Below are 17,858 nucleotides of genomic sequence, written 5' to 3'. Positions count from 1 at the left end.
GTATAGCGCACCGTGTGCCGGCGGTGGGACTCGAACCCACACGCCCTTTCGGACAAAGCATTTTGAGTGCTCCGCGTCTGCCATTCCGCCACGCCGGCCCGTGTGTCGCGTCTTCGACTGTAGCGCAGGGCGAGCCGATCACCCGGCGCCGATGAGCGCTTCGGCCGAGCGCCGCGCCCTCTCCAGTAGGATGGAGTCCGTGACCGAGCAAGAACAGGCTGAGCAGCCCACGGCATCCGCACCCCGACGCGTCGTCGTCGCCGAAGACGAGTCGCTGATCCGTCTCGACATCGTCGAGATCCTTCGCGACAACGGCTTCGATGTCGTCGGCGAAGCCGGTGACGGGGAGACGGCCGTCGCCCTCGCGACCGAGTTGCGCCCCGACCTGGTCATCATGGACGTCAAGATGCCCCAGCTCGACGGCATCAGTGCGGCCGAGAAGCTGCACAAGGGCAACATCGCCCCGGTCGTGCTGCTGACGGCCTTCAGCCAGAAGGAGCTCGTGGAGCGGGCGAGCGAGGCGGGCGCCCTGGCGTACGTCGTCAAGCCGTTCACCCCGAACGACCTGCTGCCGGCCATCGAGATCGCGCTCGCGCGTCACGAGCAGATCATCACGCTCGAGGCCGAGGTCGCCGACATGGTCGAGCGCTTCGAGACCCGCAAGCTGGTCGACCGTGCCAAGGGACTGCTGAACGAGAAGATGGGCCTGAGCGAGCCCGAGGCGTTCCGCTGGATCCAGAAGGCCTCGATGGATCGCCGCCTCACGATGCAGGACGTCGCGAAGGCCATCATCGAGCAGCTCGCCCCGAAGAAGTAGCCGGTCCGGTGCTCCGCCTCGACGCCGAGCACCTGCTGCGGCCCGTGCGAGCGGGCGACGGCCCCGGCATCGCCGCGGCCTATCGCGCGAATCGTGCACACCTGGCTCCGTGGGAGCCCGAGCGCGACGCCGCCTTCTTCACCGACGAGTGGCAGGAGCGGCACGTCGCGCAGTGCCTGGCGGAAGCCGAGGCGGGACGGAGCCTGCGGTTCGTCGTGGTCGGGGATGATGGCTCGATCCGCGGCCGCGTCAACCTGAACTCGATCGTCCGCGGCGCGTTCTGGAGCGCGGACCTCGGCTACTGGATCGACGCCTCACGGCTGCGGCGCGGGCTGGCCGGGCGTGCGGTGACCCTCGTCGCGGAGCACGCGAGGACGGAGCTCCACCTGCATCGGCTGCAGGCTGCCACGCTGCTCCACAACCTGGCTTCGCAGCGCGTGCTGGCGGGATGCGGTTTCGAGCGCATCGGCCTGGCGCCGAAGTACCTGCGCATCGCGGGGGAGTGGCAGGATCACCTGCTGTTCCAGCTGCTGCTGGAGGAGCCTCTCAGCGCCCCGAGGGAACGTCCTTGATCATGTTGGTGATGCGGATCGTCGAGCAGCGTCGGCCCTGATCATCCGTGACGACGATCTCGTGCACCGTGATGCTGCGTCCGAGGTGCACCGGCGTGCATACCCCGGTGACGGTCCCGGAGGTCGCGGAGCGGGTGTGGGTCGCGTTGATGTCGACGCCGACCGCGAGGCGCCCCTCTCCGGCGTGGAGGTTCGCCGCCATCGAGCCGAGGGACTCGCCGAGCACGACATACGCGCCGCCGTGCATCAGGCCGACGGGCTGGGTGTTGCCGGCGACCGGCATGGTCGCGACGCACCGGTCGACGCCGAACTCCACGAACTCCATGCCCATCTTCTCGGCCAGTGCGCCCATGCCGCGGGCGGCCGCCCACTCGAGCCCTTCGCTGGTCGCGACCTCGCCCATGCATCCTCCTCTGCGGGTGTCCGTGCTCCTCGTTAGGCTGACAGGGTGACGGACTCCGCAAAGCCTACCCTCATGGTCGTCGACGGCCATTCGCTCGCCTACCGCGCCTTCTTCGCCCTCCCGGTCGACAACTTCACGACCAAGGACAACCAGCACACGAACGCCATCTACGGCTTCCTGTCGATGCTGGTGAACCTCATCAAGGCCGAGCAGCCGACGCATCTCGCCATCGCCTTCGACACGTCACGGCACTCGTTCCGCACCGACGAGTACCCCGAGTACAAGGCCACCCGCTCGGAGACCCCCTCCGAGTTCAAGGGCCAGATCCCGCTGCTGCAGGACTGTCTCGCGGCCATGTCCATCCCCGTCCTGACGCAGGAGGGCATCGAGGCCGACGACATCCTCGCCACGCTGTCGACCCAGGGCGCCGCGCAGGGCTACGACGTGCTCGTGGTGTCGGGCGACCGCGACACCATCCAGCTGGTCACCGACGACATCACCCTGCTGTACCCGTCCGTGCAGGGCGTGTCCCAGCTCAAGCGCTACGACCCCACGACCGTGCAGGAGCGCTACGGCGTCCGCCCGGAACAGTACCCCGACATCGCGGCGCTCGTGGGCGAGACCAGTGACAACCTGCCCGGCGTCCCGAAGGTGGGGGAGAAGACCGCGGTCAAGTGGCTCACCCAGTTCGGCTCTCTCGACGAGCTGCTCGATCGCGCCGACGAGATCAAGGGCGTCGTGGGCGGCAACCTGCGCGACCACATCGACGACGTGCGTCGCAACCGCAAGCTGAACCGCCTCCTGACCGACGTCGAGCTGCCGGTGGCCCCGGGAGACCTCGCGGTCACGCCCATCGACGCCCAGGCCGTGCGCGACATCTTCGCCCGCCTGGAGTTCCGCACCCTGCTGCCGCGGGTGTTCGAGGCGGTGGGCGCGGGCGAGGTGGCCGACGACCCGGCGGCCGTGGTCGAGATGCCCGTTCCCGCGCAGGTGAGCGGCGCCGAGCTCGCCTCGTGGGCTGCCGCGCAGGAGAGCGATGTGGCACTGCGCGTGACGATCGCGGCGGGGGCTCCCGTGCGCCTGGGGGCCGCCACCGAGACGGAGCTGCGCGAGCTCGACTGGTCCGACGACGCGGCCGCGGCTCTTCGCGACTGGCTCGAGTCCTCTGCCCCGAAGGTGCTGCACGACGCGAAGCCGCAGGTGAAGGCGCTGCGGCGCCACGGCATCCGGCTCGGCGGACTGGCGTACGACACGAGTCTCGCGGGCTGGCTCCTACGCCCGAGCTTCCCCGACAAGACGCTGTCCGACCTGGTGCAGCGTTACCTCGGAGAGAAGCTGCCCGAGGCCGACCCCTCGCAGCTGGTTCCCGAGACCGAAGGGGCGACACCGTCGCAGGAGGCCTGGTTCGTCCTGCGCGTGGCCGAGGCGCTGCGCGGCGACCTGCCGGAGCCGGTCGCCGCCGTGCTCACCGACATCGAGCTGCCGACCCTGCTCACCCTCGCCGACATGGAGCTCGCGGGGGTCGCCGTCTCACACGAGGTGCTGTCCACGTTCTCGAGCGAGCTGGCGGCACGAGCGGATGTGCTCGCGCAGGAGGCGTTCTCGGTGGTCGGGCGCGAGTTCAACCTCGGCTCGCCCAAGCAGCTGCAGGAGGTGCTGTTCGAAGACCTGCAGCTGCCGAAGACGCGTAAGACCAAGACGGGCTATTCGACCGACGCCGCGGTGCTGGCCGATCTGCAGGAATCCCACCCGCACCCGTTCCTGAGCCTGCTGCTGCAGCACCGCGAGGCGACCAAGCTGCGGCAGATCATCGAGTCGCTGGACGGGGCGATCGGACCGGACCATCGGGTGCACACCACGTACGTGCAGACGGGGAGCCAGACCGGCCGGCTGTCGAGCACCGACCCCAATCTGCAGAACATCCCGGTGCGCACCGAGGAGTCACGTCGGATCCGCAGTGCGTTCGAGGTGGGCGAGGGGTACGAGACGCTGCTGACCGCGGACTACTCGCAGATCGAGATGCGCATCATGGCGCACCTGTCGGGCGACGAGGGGCTCATCGAGGCGTTCAACAGCGGCGAAGACCTGCACCGGTTCGTGGGTGCGCGGGTGTTCGGCGTCGAGCCGGGCGATGTCACCCCGGCGATGCGCACCAAGGTCAAGGCCATGTCGTACGGTCTGGTCTACGGGCTGTCGGCGTTCGGTCTGTCGAAGCAGCTGCGCATCGAGCAGGCCGAGGCCAAGCAGCTCATGATCGAGTACTTCGCCCGCTTCGGCGCGGTGCGCGACTACCTGCGCGCGTCGGTCATGAAGGCGAAGGAAGACGGCTACACCGAGACGATCTTCGGTCGGCGCCGCCCGTTCCCCGACCTCGCGAGCCCGAACCGGGTGCTGCGCGAGAACGCCGAGCGTGCCGCGCTCAACGCCCCGATCCAGGGCAGTGCGGCGGACATCATGAAGATCGCGCTGTTCCACATCCACGACGACCTGCAGGCCGCGGAGCTCTCGTCCCGGGTGCTCCTCCAGATCCACGACGAGCTCGTGGTGGAGGTCGCGTCGGGGGAGTGGGATCGGGTCGAGCAGATCGTCCGCACCCGCATGGGCGATGCCGCGCAGCTCTCCGTCCCTCTCGACGTGCAGGTCGGGCGCGGTCGCGACTGGAACGAGGCCGCGCACTGACCTCACTGGCGAGGGGTCGGGGATTAGGCTGGAAACCATGACTTCCGCACCCCGCACCCCCTCCGCCATCGACAAGGTCGCCGATGACTGGGTCGACACCATCGCCGTGCTCGCCCCGACCCTGGGCACCTACATCGGTCGCTCGGAGGTCAACGATCGATTCGGCGACCTGAGCCCGGAAGGCCACGAAGAGGTCGCCGCGGCGACCAGGGCGACGCTCGACAAGCTGTCCGCGCTCGAGCCCGTCGACGCGATCGACGAAGTCACGAAGACCGACCTGAGCGCCGAGCTGCGCCTGGACCTCGAACTGCACGACGCGAAGTGGCATCTGCGCGACCTCAACGTGATCGCCTCCGCGGCGCAGGACGTCCGCGCCGTGTTCGACCTGATGCCGACGTCGACGGTCGACGACTGGGAGGTCATCTCGACCCGTCTCGCGGCGGTCCCTGGTGCCCTGCGCGGGTACGTCGAGACGCTGCGCACGGGGATCGCCGAGGGGGTCACGCCCGCACGGCGCCAGGTCGCGGAGGTCGCGACGCAGATCGACCGCTACATCGCCGACGACGGGTTCTTCGCGGCCTTCGTCGCGCACGCCGACCCCGACGAGGGGCAGCTGCCCGCGTCGCTCGCGCGCACGCTCGCCGACAACTCCGCCGCCGCGCGCGTGGCCTACGGCGAACTGCGCCGCTTCCTCGCCGAGGAGCTCGCCCCCGAGGCGGGGGAGCAGGATGCGGTCGGACGCGAGCTCTATGCCCTCAACTCGCGTCGGTTCCTCGGGGCGACGATCGACCTCGACGAGACGTACGAGTGGGGCCGCGAGGAACTCGCTCGGATGGTCGCCGAGCAGACGGCGATCGCGAACGAGATCCTCCCGGGAGCATCGGTCGAGGAGGCCGTCGCTCACCTCGAGGGCGATCCCGCACGCAAGCTCGTGGGCACGGAGGCACTGCAGGCGTGGATGCAGGAGACCAGCGACCGCGCGGTCGCGGAGCTCGGCGCCTCGCACTTCGACATCCCCGAAGCGATCCGCACGCTCGAGTGCATGATCGCCCCGACGCAGGAGGGCGGGATCTACTACACCGCTCCCACGGACGACTTCTCCCGCCCCGGTCGCATGTGGTGGTCGGTTCCCGAGGGCGTGACCGAGTTCGACACCTGGCGTGAGCTCACGACGGTGTACCACGAGGGAGTTCCCGGTCACCACCTGCAGATCGCCCAGGCCGTGTACAACCGCGCCGAGCTGAACTCCTGGCGCCGGCTGCTGGCGGGAACGTCCGGTCATGCGGAGGGTTGGGCGCTGTACGCCGAGCGTCTGATGGAGCAGCTCGGGTATCTGGACGACCCCGCCGACCGCCTCGGCATGCTCGACGGACAGCGCATGCGCGCCGCTCGGGTGGTGCTCGACATCGGAGTGCACCTCGGCAAGCCCCGCCTCGACGGCGAAGGTGTCTGGGACGCGGATTATGCACTCGACTTCCTGCGCCGCAACGTGAACATGTCGGACCAGTTCGTGCAGTTCGAGGTGAACCGCTACCTCGGTTGGCCGGGGCAGGCGCCGTCCTACAAGGTCGGTCAGCGCATCTGGGAGCAGGTGCGGGATGCGGTCGAGCAGGCGGAGGGCGACGCGTTCTCCTTCAAGGACTTCCATAAGCGCGCACTCGACCTGGGCGGCGTCGGTCTCGACACGCTGCGCAGCGCTCTGCTTCCGCGCTGAGACCACGGGAATGCCCCTTCGGCGTCCGCTGTTCATTCAGCTGAATAGAGAGGCATGACATGGACATCGAATTCGGGCTGGACACCTTCGGGGACATCACGCGGGATCAGGACGGCGAGCTGCTCACGGCGGCGCAGACGATCCGCAACGTCGTCGCTCAGGCGGAACTGGCCGATGCGGTCGGCGTCGACTTCTTCGGCGTGGGGGAGCACCACCGTCGCGAGTTCGCGGTGTCGTCTCCGGAGATGGTGCTCGCGGCGATCGCGGGCCGGACGAAGAGCATCCGTCTCGGCACCGCCGTGACCGTGCTGTCCTCCGATGATCCCGTCCGGGTGTTCGAGAGGTTCGCCACGCTCGACGCGCTGTCCGACGGTCGCGCCGAGGTCGTGCTCGGTCGCGGCTCCTTCATCGAGTCGTTCCCGCTCTTCGGCTACGACCTGCGCGACTACGACACGCTGTTCGAGGAGAAGCTCGACCTGTTCGTGCACCTCCTGGAGGAGAAGCCGGTGACCTGGTCGGGCACCATGCGGGCATCGCTGGAGAACGCCGACGTCTTCCCGAAGACCGAGAAGGGTCTGCGGACGTGGGTCGGCGTCGGCGGCAGTCCGGAGTCGGTCGTGCGCGTGGCACGCCATGGTCTGGGATTGATGCTCGCGATCATCGGCGGACCGGCCGCGCGGTTCCGGCCCTTCGTCGACCTGTACCACCGCTCCGTCGCCTCGTTCGGCACGACGTCGCACCCCGTCGCGGTGCACTCGCCGGGACACATCGCCGACACGGACGCCGAGGCCTGGGACGCCGCGTACTCGGGCTTCGAGGCGATGAACAACACCATCGGACGCGAGCGTGGATGGCCGCCGTACAGCCGTGCGCGCTTCCAGAACGACGTGGGGCCGGAGGGCGCGCTCTATGCCGGTTCGCCTGATCGCGTGGCGACGAAGATCGCCGACACGGTGACGACGCTCGGCCTCGGCCGCTTCGACCTCAAGTACGCCACCGGCACCCTGTCGCACGAGGCGATGATGCGCAGCATCGAGCTGTACGGCACCGAGGTGATTCCGCGCGTGCGGCGCTTGCTGGCCGACCGCGACTGACGACGGCGGGCGGGCGGGCACCGCGCCCGCCCGCCTCTACGATGAGTGGCATGGCCAACACCGCCCTGCCGAGCCGCACCTCGCTCGCCCAGCGCCTCGATGTCCTCCCGTTCACGCGCCGGCACCTGCGAGTGCTCTCCGGCTCCGGGGTGGGGTGGGCGCTGGACGCGATGGACGTCGGTCTCATCTCGTTCATCATCGCGGCTCTCACGCAGCAGTGGGACCTGTCGAAGGGCGAAGCGGGGCTCATCGCATCGATCGGCTTCGTCGGCATGGCTGTGGGGGCGACGCTCGGGGGACTGCTCGCCGACCGGTTCGGCCGTCGTCAGGTGTTCGCCCTGACGCTCCTCGTGTACGGCGTCGCCACCGGAGCGAGCGCCCTCGTCGGGGGAGTGGCGGCCCTGCTGGTGCTGCGCTTCTTCGTCGGCCTCGGACTGGGCGCCGAGCTTCCCGTGGCCTCGACGTACGTCAGCGAGTTCGCCCCGGCACGCATCAGGGGACGCCTGATCGTGATCCTCGAAGCGTTCTGGGCCGTGGGCTGGACCGCCTCCGCGCTGATCGGCTTCCTCGTGATCCCGGCGTCGGAGTCCGGGTGGCGCTGGGCGTTCGCGGTGGGTGCGATCCCCGCCGTCTACGCGCTCATCGTGCGGTGGGGCCTTCCGGAGTCGCCGCGCTGGCTCGCCTCGCGCGGCAGGATCGCGGAGGCCGACCGGATCGTGTCCGCCTTCGAGGCCGAGGCGGGGATGACGGCGGCCCCCGCGATCCGCAAGGAGCCGGCCTCGCGGGCGATCGCCGCCACGGCCGGGGCGAGGCTCGCGACGCTGTGGAACCGGGAGTTCCGCGTGCGCACGCTCTGTCTGTGGCTGGTGTGGCTGTCCGTGAACTTCGCGTACTACGGAGCGTTCATCTGGATTCCGAGCATCCTCGTCGACGCGGGTTTCGACCTCGTGCGGTCGTTCGGCTTCACGCTCATCATCACGCTCGCGCAACTGCCGGGGTACGCGGTGGCCGCGTGGCTGATCGAGGTGTGGGGGCGCCGCGTCACGCTGTCGGTGTTCCTCCTCGGCTCGGCCGTCTCCGCCGTGCTCTTCGGCACCGCGAGCACCGAGGCCGCGATCATCGCGACCGGTATGGCGCTGTCGTTCTTCAACCTCGGCGCCTGGGGGGCACTGTACGCGGTGACACCGGAGATCTATCCGACCTCGCTGCGGGGGACGGGCGCCGGATGGGCCGCGGGCATCGGCCGCATCGCCTCGGTCGTGGCACCGATCGCGGCCCCGGTGCTGCTCCTCGCGGGTGGTGCGCCGGTGCTCTTCGTCGTCTTCGCCGCCTGTTTCCTCCTCGCGGCGGGGGCGTCGTGGGGGCTCGTGGATCGACGCGGTGCAGCCCTCGACGACCGCTGACGCCGCTGTCCGGGCACGGCAATAGGCTGGGTCCGTGACCGATGTGCGATTCGTGGCGATAGGCGACTCCTTCACGGAGGGCGTGGGGGATGTGCTGCCCGACGGGCGCGAGCGCGGATGGGCGGACATCGCGGCACAGGGGTGGGCCGACGCCGCCGGTCACCCGATCCAGTACGCCAACCTCGCGATCCGCGGCAAGCTCGCCTGGCCGATCGTGGAGCAGCAGCTCGAGCCCGCGCTGGCGCTGCGCCCCACCCATCTGTCGTTCAACGGGGGCGGCAACGACATGCTCCGTCCGCGGGCCGATCCCGAGCACATCGCCGACGCGTTCAGCCGCGTGCTCCGGCGCTGCGACGAGGAGGGCGTCACCATGATCCTGCTCTCCGGAGCGAACCCGAGCGGCCAACTGCCCATGGGGTCGCTCGTGCAACGCCGGGGCGACCTGCTGTCGGAGGCCGTGCTGCGCCGCATCGAGGATCGCCCTGATGTGATCCGCGCCCTGAACTGGCCGGACCGCGAGCTCTCGAAGCCGCCGTACTGGTCGGAGGACCGCCTGCACATGAACGCCGCCGGACATCACCGGGTGGCTGCGCGGGTGCTCCACGCACTGGGTTTCGAACCCCCGGAGGCCTGGTGGGCGCCACTCGACCGCCCGGGTCTCGGCCCGTCGGGTCTCGCGTACTATCGCGAGTTCGTGGGTCCCTGGGTGCGTCGCCGGGTCACCCGCACCTCCTCGGGTGACGGGCGCACGGCGAAGTACCCGACCTGGATCGAGTGCACGCCCGCGTGAGCGACATCGAGCTGACGCGCCTTCCCGCCGGAGAGGTCACACTGCACGATGCACGGACGCGTTCGACGCGGCAGGTAACCCTGGAGCCGTTCCTGCTCGGCGTCTTCCCGGTGACGGAGGAGCAACTGGCCGACGTGCTGGGCGTCGCCGTGCGACATCCCCGCCGCCCGGCCGCCGACGTGAGCTGGCTGCGAGCCGTGCACTTCTGCAATGCGGCGTCGGAGTGGGAGGGCTTCGACCCCGTGTACCGCTTCGACGGCGAGGACGTGACCTGGGACACGACGGCGGACGGGTACCGGTTGCCGACCGAGGCGGAGTGGGAGTTCGCGTGCCGTGCCGGCTCCGCGGGCCCGCACTATGCACCACTCGCCGATGCGGCGTGGACAGCGGCTGATCACGTCTCCGCGCCGCAGGACGTCGGCGGGAAGCTGCCCAACCTCCACGGGCTGTTCGACACGCTCGGCAACGTGTGGGAGTGGTGCTGGGACCTGCTCGACCCTGCGCGGTACGACGACTATCGCGTCTTCCGCGGGGGCGGGTTCGCCGACGAGGTGTGGAGCGTGCGTGCGTCCGTCCGCCGCGGGGGAGCGCCCCGGATGCACCATGACGACGTGGGCTTCCGCGTCGCTCGCGGCGGCTTCGACCACGAGGGAGAGGCCCAGGGGTGGTCGGCCGCCGGCGACCGCGCGCGCGCCTCCGTCGACGGGCCGCTGCCGGGCGGCTGGACGCCCCGCCGCCGCTGAGTCGTCGCGGCCGTGCCGGGCGAGGATGGGAGACTGGGGGGATGTCCTCCCCGTTCTCGCTCATCCTGTCCCAGGGCCGTGTGGCCGACCGCACCGACGGGGCCCTGGTGGGCGCCCGGCTCGTGGCCGACGCCCTGTCCGCGCTCCTCGGCACTGACGCGCAGGTGGTGGGCACTCCCGACGCTTCCCGCCAGGACGACTGGAGCGAGGCGCTGCCTGCCGCGGCGACGACGCTCACGGGCCTGCGTCACGCCGTCGACACAGCGATCTCCTCGGGCGCGACCCCGCTGCTCGTGACGAACACCTGCGCCGCGAGCCTCGGCACCCTCCCGGCCGTCGCGGAGCATCACCCCGATGCGGTCGTGCTGTGGATCGACGCGCACGGCGACTTCAACACACCGGACACGACCGGATCGGGCTACCTCGGCGGCATGGTGCTCGCGGCCGCCTGCGGGCTCTGGGACAGCGGTCACGGTGCCGGGGTGGATCCGCGCCAGGTGGTCGTGGTGGGCGGGCGCGACATCGACCCCGCGGAGGCCGAGCTGCTGGCGGCCAACGGCGTCACGGTGCTCAGCCCGGGGGAGAGCACCCCGGAGCGACTCCGGGAGCTCGTCGCCGGACGACCCGTGTGGATCCACGTGGACTGGGACGTGCTCGAGCCCGGGTACATCCCCGCCGCGTACCGCGTGGGCGACGGGCTGCTCCCGCACCAGATCGCCGCGCTGTTCGCCTCGCTCCCGGCTGAGAGTGTCCGCGGTGTCGAGCTGGCGGAGTTCGAAGCGGGCGACGCCGAGGTCCCGGAGCGCGTCAGCGTGGAGCTCGTCCTCGAGACCGTCCAGCACCTGCTGCGCTGAAGACAGGGAGCGTACCGGCTACGGGGCTGCCCCGGCGGACGTGTCGAGCTTCCACGCCGTGACCTCGACGGTGGATCCCGCGACGATGTCGAGCTCGACCGGCCACGAACCGCGCTCCAGCCCCGGAAGGCGAGCTGCGTAGAGCTGCCGTGCCACGAGCGCCCCCGCGGTCGCGTTGGCGTCCCAGCCGAGCACCGCGGTCGCCTGTCCCTGCGGGGGAACGGTGATCGTGGCGCTCCCGTCGTCCGTGGCGAGGAACGACGATCCCGGAACCACCTCGACGTCGAGCGCGTGTCCGTTCTGGTCGGCGAAGGCGATGTCCGGATAGCCCTCGATCACGCACGGCTGCTCGCTCACGTTGACCAGGTGGATCGCCTGGGCCCGGTGTCCTGTGGCTCCGTCCGCTGCACCGAGGAGCAGCGTGGCGCGGTCGCCGGTGCAGGCGTCGGTCTGGAGGGTCGGTGCACCGACGCCCGGAGCGGTCTCGGCGACGGGATCGCCGACGGCGGTCGGATCGATGAGCGCGCCGGTGTCGTCCGTCGTCGCCTGTTGTGCGGCGTTCTCACGGATGATGTCCTGCTGTCGCGCGTCGTCGGCGAGCCCGCCGCCGACGACGAACAGCGCGACGCTGACGAGCGCACTGATCAGCGCGGTGCGCGCTCGAACCGGCGGAGCCGCCTGCCCGTCACGACGGCCGAGGAGGACGGCCGGGATCCAGCCGCTCATCACCGCCCAGTACGTCGTCACGGGAGCGCTTTCCACCACGGCCACGGTGAGTCCGCGCAGGCCGAAGTCCTGCAGGTACGAGATCGCCCGGATCGCGTCCAGCCCGAGCCCGAGCACGGCCCCCGCGATGACGGCGGCGAACCACAGAGCCCAGATGCCGCGGCCGGATGGAGCGACGCGGTCGGACACGAACCAGGTGACCGATGCCAGCACCGCCGCCACGAGCACGAGCAGGACAGGCGTCCATGCCGCCGGGAGGCCCCAGGTGTTGGCCTGGACGGGACCGACGCCGAAGAAGCTGAGGAGTCGGGTGACCACGATGTCGGAGCCCCAGAGCCTCGCGGCACCTCCGGCGAGCAGCCACAGCGCGGCGAGGATCAGACCGGCCGTGACGCCACGGGGGAGGCGAGCGATCCGCCGCCGGTCCGACTCGTCGAGACGGGAAGGAGCCGAGGGGGGAGCGGAGGCCATGCGCTCATCCTAGGGGCGAGCGCCGGCGTCGCTCGGGATCCAGGCCCATGCGGATGCGTGTGCGCTTGCGTTCGATCAGGATGAAGGTCACACCCAGCGCCCAGAGGGGGAGGGGCGCGAGGAACGCCAGCCGGAATGCGTCGAGGGAGTAGGTCTCGGGCGTGCCTGCGCCCTGCACGTCGAGGAGCAGCCCGATCAGGAAGATCGCGAGGAGTGCGGCGATGAAGCCCCCCGCGTTGGTGACGCCGGTGGCGGTGCTCAGCCGGTGGCTCGGGTTGTGGGTGCGGGCGTGATCGAACGCGATCATCGATGCCGGGCCCCCGGTGGCCAGGGCGACGGCGAGCACGGTGAGCAGCCACGCCGGAGCCGGCCCGGGGAGGGCGATCACCGCGATCCATGCCGCCGCCTGCACCCCGACAGCCGGGAGCACGAGGGCGAGGGAACGGTGGTTCGGAAGGCGCCGCGACAGATCGCCGATCACCGGCCCCAGGACCATTCCGGCGACCACGTAGATCGAGATGATCCCAGCGGCAGCCGCGGGCCGAAGCCCTTCGCCGACGGTGAGGAACGGCATGCCCCAGAGGAGGACGAAGGCCGTGCCGGCGAACGGGGTGGTGAAGTGGGACCAGAACGCGAGGCGGGTTCCCGGGTGCGCCCACGCCGCCCGGATTCCGACGCCGGTGTCGATGGCGGACGTGACGACGCGGACGACGCCGGTGTCCGTGTTCACCGTCACGTCCGCGCCCCGCTCCGGCGGATGGTTGCGGATGACGAACCAGACCAGCACCGTGAATAGCAGTCCGAGCCCGGCGATGCTGCCGAACGTGATGCTCCAGCTGGTCGCGTGCAACAGTGCAGCGACGGGTACCAGGGCGATGAGCTGCCCCGCCTGACCGATGATCCCGGTGAACTGCACCATGAGCGGTCCGCGTTGCGCGGGGAACCAGGTCGCCACGAGGCGCAGCACGGCGGGGAATACCGCGGCGTCGCCCGCGCCCAGGAGCACACGCGCGACGATGGCGATGCCGACGCTGGGGGACAGCGCCATGGTGAGCTGCCCGGCCGCCATGAGCAGCATCCCGATCGTGATGATGGGCCGCGACCCGTAGCGGTCGAGGAGCACGCCGATCGGGATCTGCATCCCGCCATAGACCGCCAGCTGGACGACGGCGAACAGCGCGAGGGTGGATGCGTCGGCCTGGAAGCGATCCGCCGCCTCGACACCCACGGCCCCCAGCGAGGTGCGGTTGGTGATCGCGAGCACGTAGGCGGCGACACCGACCGACCAGATGGTCCACGCGCGCCACCCCGGAGAGGCGGATGCGGGGGAGAGGGGCGGCACCGTTCCACGCTACTCCTGCCCGCCGACGCGCCGGACGAGCGCGATGTCGGTGCCCGCCGGTAGCGTGCGCCGCATGACAGGAACCTCGCAGCACCACACCATCGACTATGTCGAGCTCGTCGTCACCGACCTCGCCGCAGCGAAGCAGTTCTATGCGTCGGCGTTCGGGTGGGAGTTCGTCGACTACGGCCCCACGTACGCCGGGATCGCTTCGGGCAGGGGAGACGGCAGCGAGGTCGGGGGACTGCTCCTCGCCGAGGAGCCGCGCCCCGTCGGAGGCCCCCTCGTGCTGCTCTACTCCGACGACCTCGATGCCACGCGCGACGCGATCGAACCCGCCGGCGGGCGCATCCTGCAGGAGCCGTACGACTTCCCGGGCGGACGACGGCTGCACTTCGCGGACCCGTCGGGCAACGAGCTGGGAGTCTGGTCGGCCGCGTGAGTCCGGGGCGACGGCGTTAGTCTCGTGAGCATGGCCATCGATCCCCACGACAGAGTTTCGGTGGTCATGTTCATCCGTGAGCACGGGCGCGGCGTCGCGGCGACCGTGTCAGCGGGCGGCGAGCCGGAGGCCGCGCTCGTTGGAATGGTGGCTCTCGACGATGGGACGATCCTGTTCACGAGCCGCTCCGAGTCGCGCAAGGTCGCGAACCTCGTGGTCAATGGTGCAGTGGCGCTCGTGGTGGGCACAGAGGGGTCGGTGACCCTGCAGCTCGAGGGGAGCGCCGAGGTGGCTTCGGCCGCGCGGGCGAAGGAGCTGGAGCCGGTGTTCTTGCGGCACGCTCCGGGATCGCGCGTGACCGATCCTGGATTCGCGCTCGTCATCGTGCGACCGCGGTGGGTTCGTTCCTACGACGTCTCCGATGCCGTACCCGTGATCGTCGAAGCCCTCTGGAGCTGAGCGGCCGCGTCAAGACCGCGCGAATCCCTACCGGTCGACCGACGGTACTGCGCGACGCACCGCTTGGGCGCTCGTGCAGCGGTGGCGGGTAAGGGCGGCAGGGAGAGGCGGCAGGGTCGACGACCCCACCCGCTTCTCGTCTGACCTGACATAATGTGCATTATCGGTTAATGCACGAGGGGCACCGCGGCCGAGCGACGTCGCCCACACGCTGTCATGATCGAACCCAGGAACGCTGCACACGAACGCCCGATCGAGTTGTGTTGCCTGCTCTGGGCGCGTCCCGGGCTGGCCGTGGAACTGAGCCGCTATGAAGACGTGGTGCTGGCGTTCCTTCCAGACCACGGCGGCGTTCTCCTGCAGCGTGCGATCTCCACATCCGGTGACGACGCGCCCCACGAGGTCCAGTTGTATCGATTCCCGAACGGTGCGGCGCTGGACGCCTCTCTCGCCGATCCGCGTCGACGTGAACGCTCCGCCGAACGGGACCGCGTCGTCGCACGCACGACGCGGTCCCGTGGCGATCACGTCTGCGTGATCAGCGTCCGCTCACGTACTCCGCCAGGTGCTCCCCCGTGAGCGTCGATTTTTGGGATACCAAATCTGCGGGCGTCCCTTCGAACACGATTTGGCCGCCGTCGTGCCCGGCGCCGGGTCCGACATCGACGATCCAGTCGGCGTGCGCCATGACCGCCTGATGGTGCTCGATGACGATCACGGTCTTGCCCGCGTCCACGAGCCGGTCGAGCAGCCCCAGGAGCGTGTCGACGTCCGCGAGGTGCAGCCCCGTCGTGGGCTCGTCGAGCACGTAGATGTCGCCCTTCTTCCCCATCTGGATGGACAGCTTGATGCGCTGACGTTCTCCGCCCGACAGCGTCGACAGGGGCTGGCCCAGCGACAGGTAGCCCAGACCGACGTCTTCGAGGCGGCTCAGAATCGCGGCCGCCGCGGGAAGCTTCGCCTCGCCCTCACTGAAGAAGGCCCGCGCCTCCGCAACGGGCAGATCGAGCACCTCGGTGATGTCCTTGCCTCCGAGGGCGTACTCGAGGACCGCCGCCTGGAAGCGCTTACCGCCGCAGTCCTCGCAGGGTGTCTCGATCGTGTCCATGAACCCGAGTTCCGTGATGATGACGCCGGCGCCCTTGCACGTGGGGCACGCGCCCTCGGAGTTCGCGCTGAACAGAGCGGGCTTCACGCCGTTGGCTTTCGCGAAGGCCTTGCGGATGGGCTCCAGCAGACCGGTGTACGTCGCGGGGTTGCTGCGCCGCGACCCCTTGATCGCGGACTGATCGATCGCCACGACGCCCTCGCGACCGGACACCGAGCCGTGGATCAGGGAGCTCTTGCCGGATCCGGCCACACCCGTGACGACCGTCAGCACGCCCGTCGGGATGTCGACATCGACGTGCTGCAGATTGTTGGTCGAGGCGCCGCGGACTTCGATCCGCCCGGCGCCCGTGCGCACGGCGGGCTTGAGCTTCGCGCGGTCGTCCAGGTGCTCCCCCGTGCGGGTGCCGCTGGCCTTCAATCCGTCGACCGTACCTTCGAAGCAGATCTCGCCGCCCGCGCTCCCCGCTCCTGGACCGAGGTCGACCACGTGATCGGCGATCGCGATCGTCTCGGGCTTGTGCTCCACGACCAGGACCGTGTTCCCCTTGTCCCGGAGTTGCAGCAGCAGCCTGTTCATGCGCTGGATGTCGTGCGGATGCAGGCCGATTGTCGGCTCGTCGAACACGTACGTGACGTCGGTGAGCGCGGACCCGAGGTGCCTCAGCATCTTGATGCGCTGCGCCTCACCCCCCGACAGCGTCCCGGACGGGCGTTCCAGGCTGAGGTAGCCGAGGCCCAGCGTGACGAAAGCGTCGAGGTTCGCGCTGAGGGCCTCCAGCAGAGGCGCAGCCCCGGGAAGCGTCAGGCCTCGCACCCAGGCGGCGAGATCGGTCACCTGCATGCGGCACGCGTCGGCGATGCTGATCCCCTCGATCTTCGACGACCGCGCGCCCTCGGTGAGGCGGGTCCCGTCGCACTCCGGGCATACCGCGAACGTGGCGACGCGCTCCACGAACGCACGGACGTGCGGCTGCAGCGCGTCGAGGTCTTTGGAGAGCATCGACTTCGTGATCTTGGGGATCAGGCCCTCGTAGGTCATGTTGATGCCCGAGATCTTCACCTTGGTGACCTCGCCGTAGAGGAAGAGGTGCCGCTGCTTCTCGGTGAACTCCGCGATGGGCTTGTCCGCGGGGTAGAAGCCCGACTGCGAGAAGCCTTTCACCATCCAGCCGTCTGCCGTGTACCCGGGCACCATGATGGCGCCCTCGTCGAGCGACCGGGACTCGTCGACGATCTGCGACAGGTCGAGGTCAGACACCGCTCCCCTGCCCTCGCAGCGCGGGCACATGCCGCCGAGGTAGATCGCGTCCTTCACGATCTTCTTCTCGCCGCCCGGCCCGGTCATGACGCCGCTGGCCTTCTGCGTCGGGATGTTGAACGAGAACGCGGTCGGCCCGCCGATGTACGGCTGCCCGAGCTTGCTGAACAGGATGCGCAACATGGCGTTCGCGTCGGTCACGGTCCCGACGGTCGAGCGCGGGTTGGCGCCCAGCCGCTCCTGGTCCACGATGATCGCGGTGGTCAGACCCTCCAGGACGTCGACGTCGGGGCGCGGCACCGACGGCATGAATCCCTGCACGAACGCGCTGTACGTCTCGTCGATCATGCGGCGGGACTCCGCGGCGATCGTGTCGAAGACCAGCGAGCTCTTGCCCGAGCCGGACACACCGGTGAACACCGTGAGCCGTCGCTTCGGGATGTCGGCGCTGACGTCCTTCAGGTTGTTCTCGCGCGCACCCTGCACGCGGATCAGGTCGTGGGTGTCCGCGGGGTGCGGTGCAGCGGTCATCGGTGTCCTTCTGTTCGGGGCGGCGTCGCCGGTGGCGTCAGCCGGCCTGGTTGATACGGAGGAGGTTGCCCGCCGGGTCGCGGAACGCGCAGTCGCGCACGCCGTACGGCTGATCCATCGGCTCCTGCACGACATCGGCCCCCGCCTCCACGAGACGCTCGAACACGGCGTCGAGGTCATCGCTCGCGAGGGTGAGCGCGCCGTAGCTTCCTTTCGCGATCAGCTCGAGGATGGTCTGCCGCTCGGTGTCGGTGATGCCCGGGTCCGTCGCCGGCGGATGCAGCACGAGGGAGGTCTCCGGTTGGTCCGTCGGGCCGACGGTCAGCCAACGCAGCCCGTCGTAGCCGACATCGTTGCGCACCTCGAAGCCGAGGGCGTCGCGGTAGAACCGGAGCGCCGCCTCGGCGTCGGTGTGCGGGAGGAACGCGTAGTGGATGCTGATGTTCATGA

16 protein-coding genes and 1 tRNA gene are annotated in these 17,858 nt (G+C 69.9%); 11 read left to right on the top strand and 6 right to left on the bottom strand.

The features are described 5' to 3' along the window. Positions 1-15: 15 nt before the first annotated feature. Positions 16-98 (bottom strand) — tRNA-Leu (locus ACFV3I_RS10535). A gap of 92 nt (positions 99-190) precedes the next feature. On the opposite strand from ACFV3I_RS10535, the gene ACFV3I_RS10530 reads away from it, so the two are divergent. After that, the gene (locus ACFV3I_RS10530) at positions 191-817 is read left to right on the top strand and encodes a response regulator (protein WP_206253382.1); all 627 of its coding nucleotides are present in this window, start codon (positions 191-193) and stop codon (positions 815-817) included. 8 nt (positions 818-825) lie between these two features. Then, positions 826-1,389 (top strand): GNAT family N-acetyltransferase, encoded by a 564-nt coding sequence (locus ACFV3I_RS10525; RefSeq protein WP_136032404.1) that lies wholly within the window; start codon positions 826-828, stop codon positions 1,387-1,389. Here the strand turns inward: ACFV3I_RS10525 and ACFV3I_RS10520 are convergent. Then, positions 1,364-1,792: a hotdog fold thioesterase gene (locus ACFV3I_RS10520; RefSeq protein ID WP_136037340.1), complete on the bottom strand. Its 429-nt coding sequence runs from the start codon at positions 1,790-1,792 to the stop codon at positions 1,364-1,366. The genes ACFV3I_RS10525 and ACFV3I_RS10520 overlap by 26 nt on opposite strands. 45 nt (positions 1,793-1,837) lie before the next feature. Between ACFV3I_RS10520 and polA the strand changes: the two genes are divergently transcribed. From polA to ACFV3I_RS10485, 7 genes are read left to right on the top strand one after another with little or no spacing between them, the layout of a single operon-like run. After that, positions 1,838-4,471: a DNA polymerase I gene (gene polA / locus ACFV3I_RS10515; protein WP_205828278.1), complete on the top strand. Its 2,634-nt coding sequence runs from the start codon at positions 1,838-1,840 to the stop codon at positions 4,469-4,471. A gap of 37 nt (positions 4,472-4,508) precedes the next feature. Further along, the gene (locus ACFV3I_RS10510) at positions 4,509-6,185 is read left to right on the top strand and encodes a DUF885 domain-containing protein (protein WP_136032400.1); all 1,677 of its coding nucleotides are present in this window, start codon (positions 4,509-4,511) and stop codon (positions 6,183-6,185) included. Between the two features lie 59 nt (positions 6,186-6,244). Next, positions 6,245-7,279: an LLM class flavin-dependent oxidoreductase gene (locus tag ACFV3I_RS10505; protein WP_241115011.1), complete on the top strand. Its 1,035-nt coding sequence runs from the start codon at positions 6,245-6,247 to the stop codon at positions 7,277-7,279. A 50-nt stretch (positions 7,280-7,329) separates the two neighbouring features. After that, on the top strand, positions 7,330-8,682 hold the full coding sequence (locus ACFV3I_RS10500) for an MFS transporter (RefSeq protein ID WP_136037342.1): 1,353 nt from the start codon (positions 7,330-7,332) through the stop codon (positions 8,680-8,682). 43 nt (positions 8,683-8,725) lie between these two features. Next, the gene (locus ACFV3I_RS10495) at positions 8,726-9,472 is read left to right on the top strand and encodes an SGNH/GDSL hydrolase family protein (protein WP_136037408.1); all 747 of its coding nucleotides are present in this window, start codon (positions 8,726-8,728) and stop codon (positions 9,470-9,472) included. After that, positions 9,469-10,215 (top strand): SUMF1/EgtB/PvdO family nonheme iron enzyme, encoded by a 747-nt coding sequence (locus ACFV3I_RS10490; protein WP_247638784.1) that lies wholly within the window; start codon positions 9,469-9,471, stop codon positions 10,213-10,215. Before ACFV3I_RS10495 ends, ACFV3I_RS10490 begins: the two co-directional genes overlap by 4 nt. A 41-nt stretch (positions 10,216-10,256) precedes the next feature. Continuing rightward, a complete protein-coding gene (locus tag ACFV3I_RS10485; protein WP_136045223.1) occupies positions 10,257-11,069 on the top strand; it encodes an arginase family protein in 813 nt (270 codons plus the stop codon). Between the two features lie 18 nt (positions 11,070-11,087). Here the strand turns inward: ACFV3I_RS10485 and ACFV3I_RS10480 are convergent, their stop codons facing one another. Both ACFV3I_RS10480 and ACFV3I_RS10475 read right to left on the bottom strand, forming a co-directional pair. Further along, complete coding sequence (locus ACFV3I_RS10480) at positions 11,088-12,266, bottom strand: DUF4232 domain-containing protein (protein ID WP_247638783.1); 1,179 nt, start codon at positions 12,264-12,266, stop codon at positions 11,088-11,090. Between the two features lie 4 nt (positions 12,267-12,270). Continuing rightward, the gene (locus tag ACFV3I_RS10475) at positions 12,271-13,608 is read right to left on the bottom strand and encodes an MFS transporter (RefSeq protein ID WP_247638782.1); all 1,338 of its coding nucleotides are present in this window, start codon (positions 13,606-13,608) and stop codon (positions 12,271-12,273) included. Between the two features lie 73 nt (positions 13,609-13,681). Here ACFV3I_RS10475 and ACFV3I_RS10470 point away from each other — a divergent pair, with 73 nt between their 5' ends. Together ACFV3I_RS10470 and ACFV3I_RS10465 are read left to right on the top strand one after the other, a co-directional pair. Continuing rightward, entirely contained in the window at positions 13,682-14,050 is a 369-nt protein-coding gene (locus ACFV3I_RS10470) for a VOC family protein (RefSeq protein WP_136037347.1), read from the top strand. Positions 14,051-14,080: 30 nt separating this feature from the next. Further along, positions 14,081-14,509: a pyridoxamine 5'-phosphate oxidase family protein gene (locus ACFV3I_RS10465; protein ID WP_247638781.1), complete on the top strand. Its 429-nt coding sequence runs from the start codon at positions 14,081-14,083 to the stop codon at positions 14,507-14,509. 538 nt (positions 14,510-15,047) lie between these two features. Here ACFV3I_RS10465 and ACFV3I_RS10460 read toward each other — a convergent pair. Together ACFV3I_RS10460 and ACFV3I_RS10455 are read right to left on the bottom strand one after the other, a co-directional pair. Next, positions 15,048-17,408 (bottom strand): ATP-binding cassette domain-containing protein, encoded by a 2,361-nt coding sequence (locus tag ACFV3I_RS10460; protein ID WP_378822777.1) that lies wholly within the window; start codon positions 17,406-17,408, stop codon positions 15,048-15,050. Positions 17,409-17,445: 37 nt separating this feature from the next. Then, positions 17,446-17,856 carry a VOC family protein gene (locus ACFV3I_RS10455; RefSeq protein WP_247638779.1) on the bottom strand — a complete coding sequence of 137 codons (411 nt, stop codon included), beginning with the start codon at positions 17,854-17,856 and terminating at the stop codon, positions 17,446-17,448. Positions 17,857-17,858: the final 2 nt, after the last annotated feature.

The organism is Microbacterium sp. NPDC059771 (assembly GCF_042732495.1).
Lineage (GTDB): Bacteria > Actinomycetota > Actinomycetes > Actinomycetales > Microbacteriaceae > Microbacterium > Microbacterium sufflavum.
This window is presented reverse-complemented; position numbering and strand designations above follow the sequence as displayed.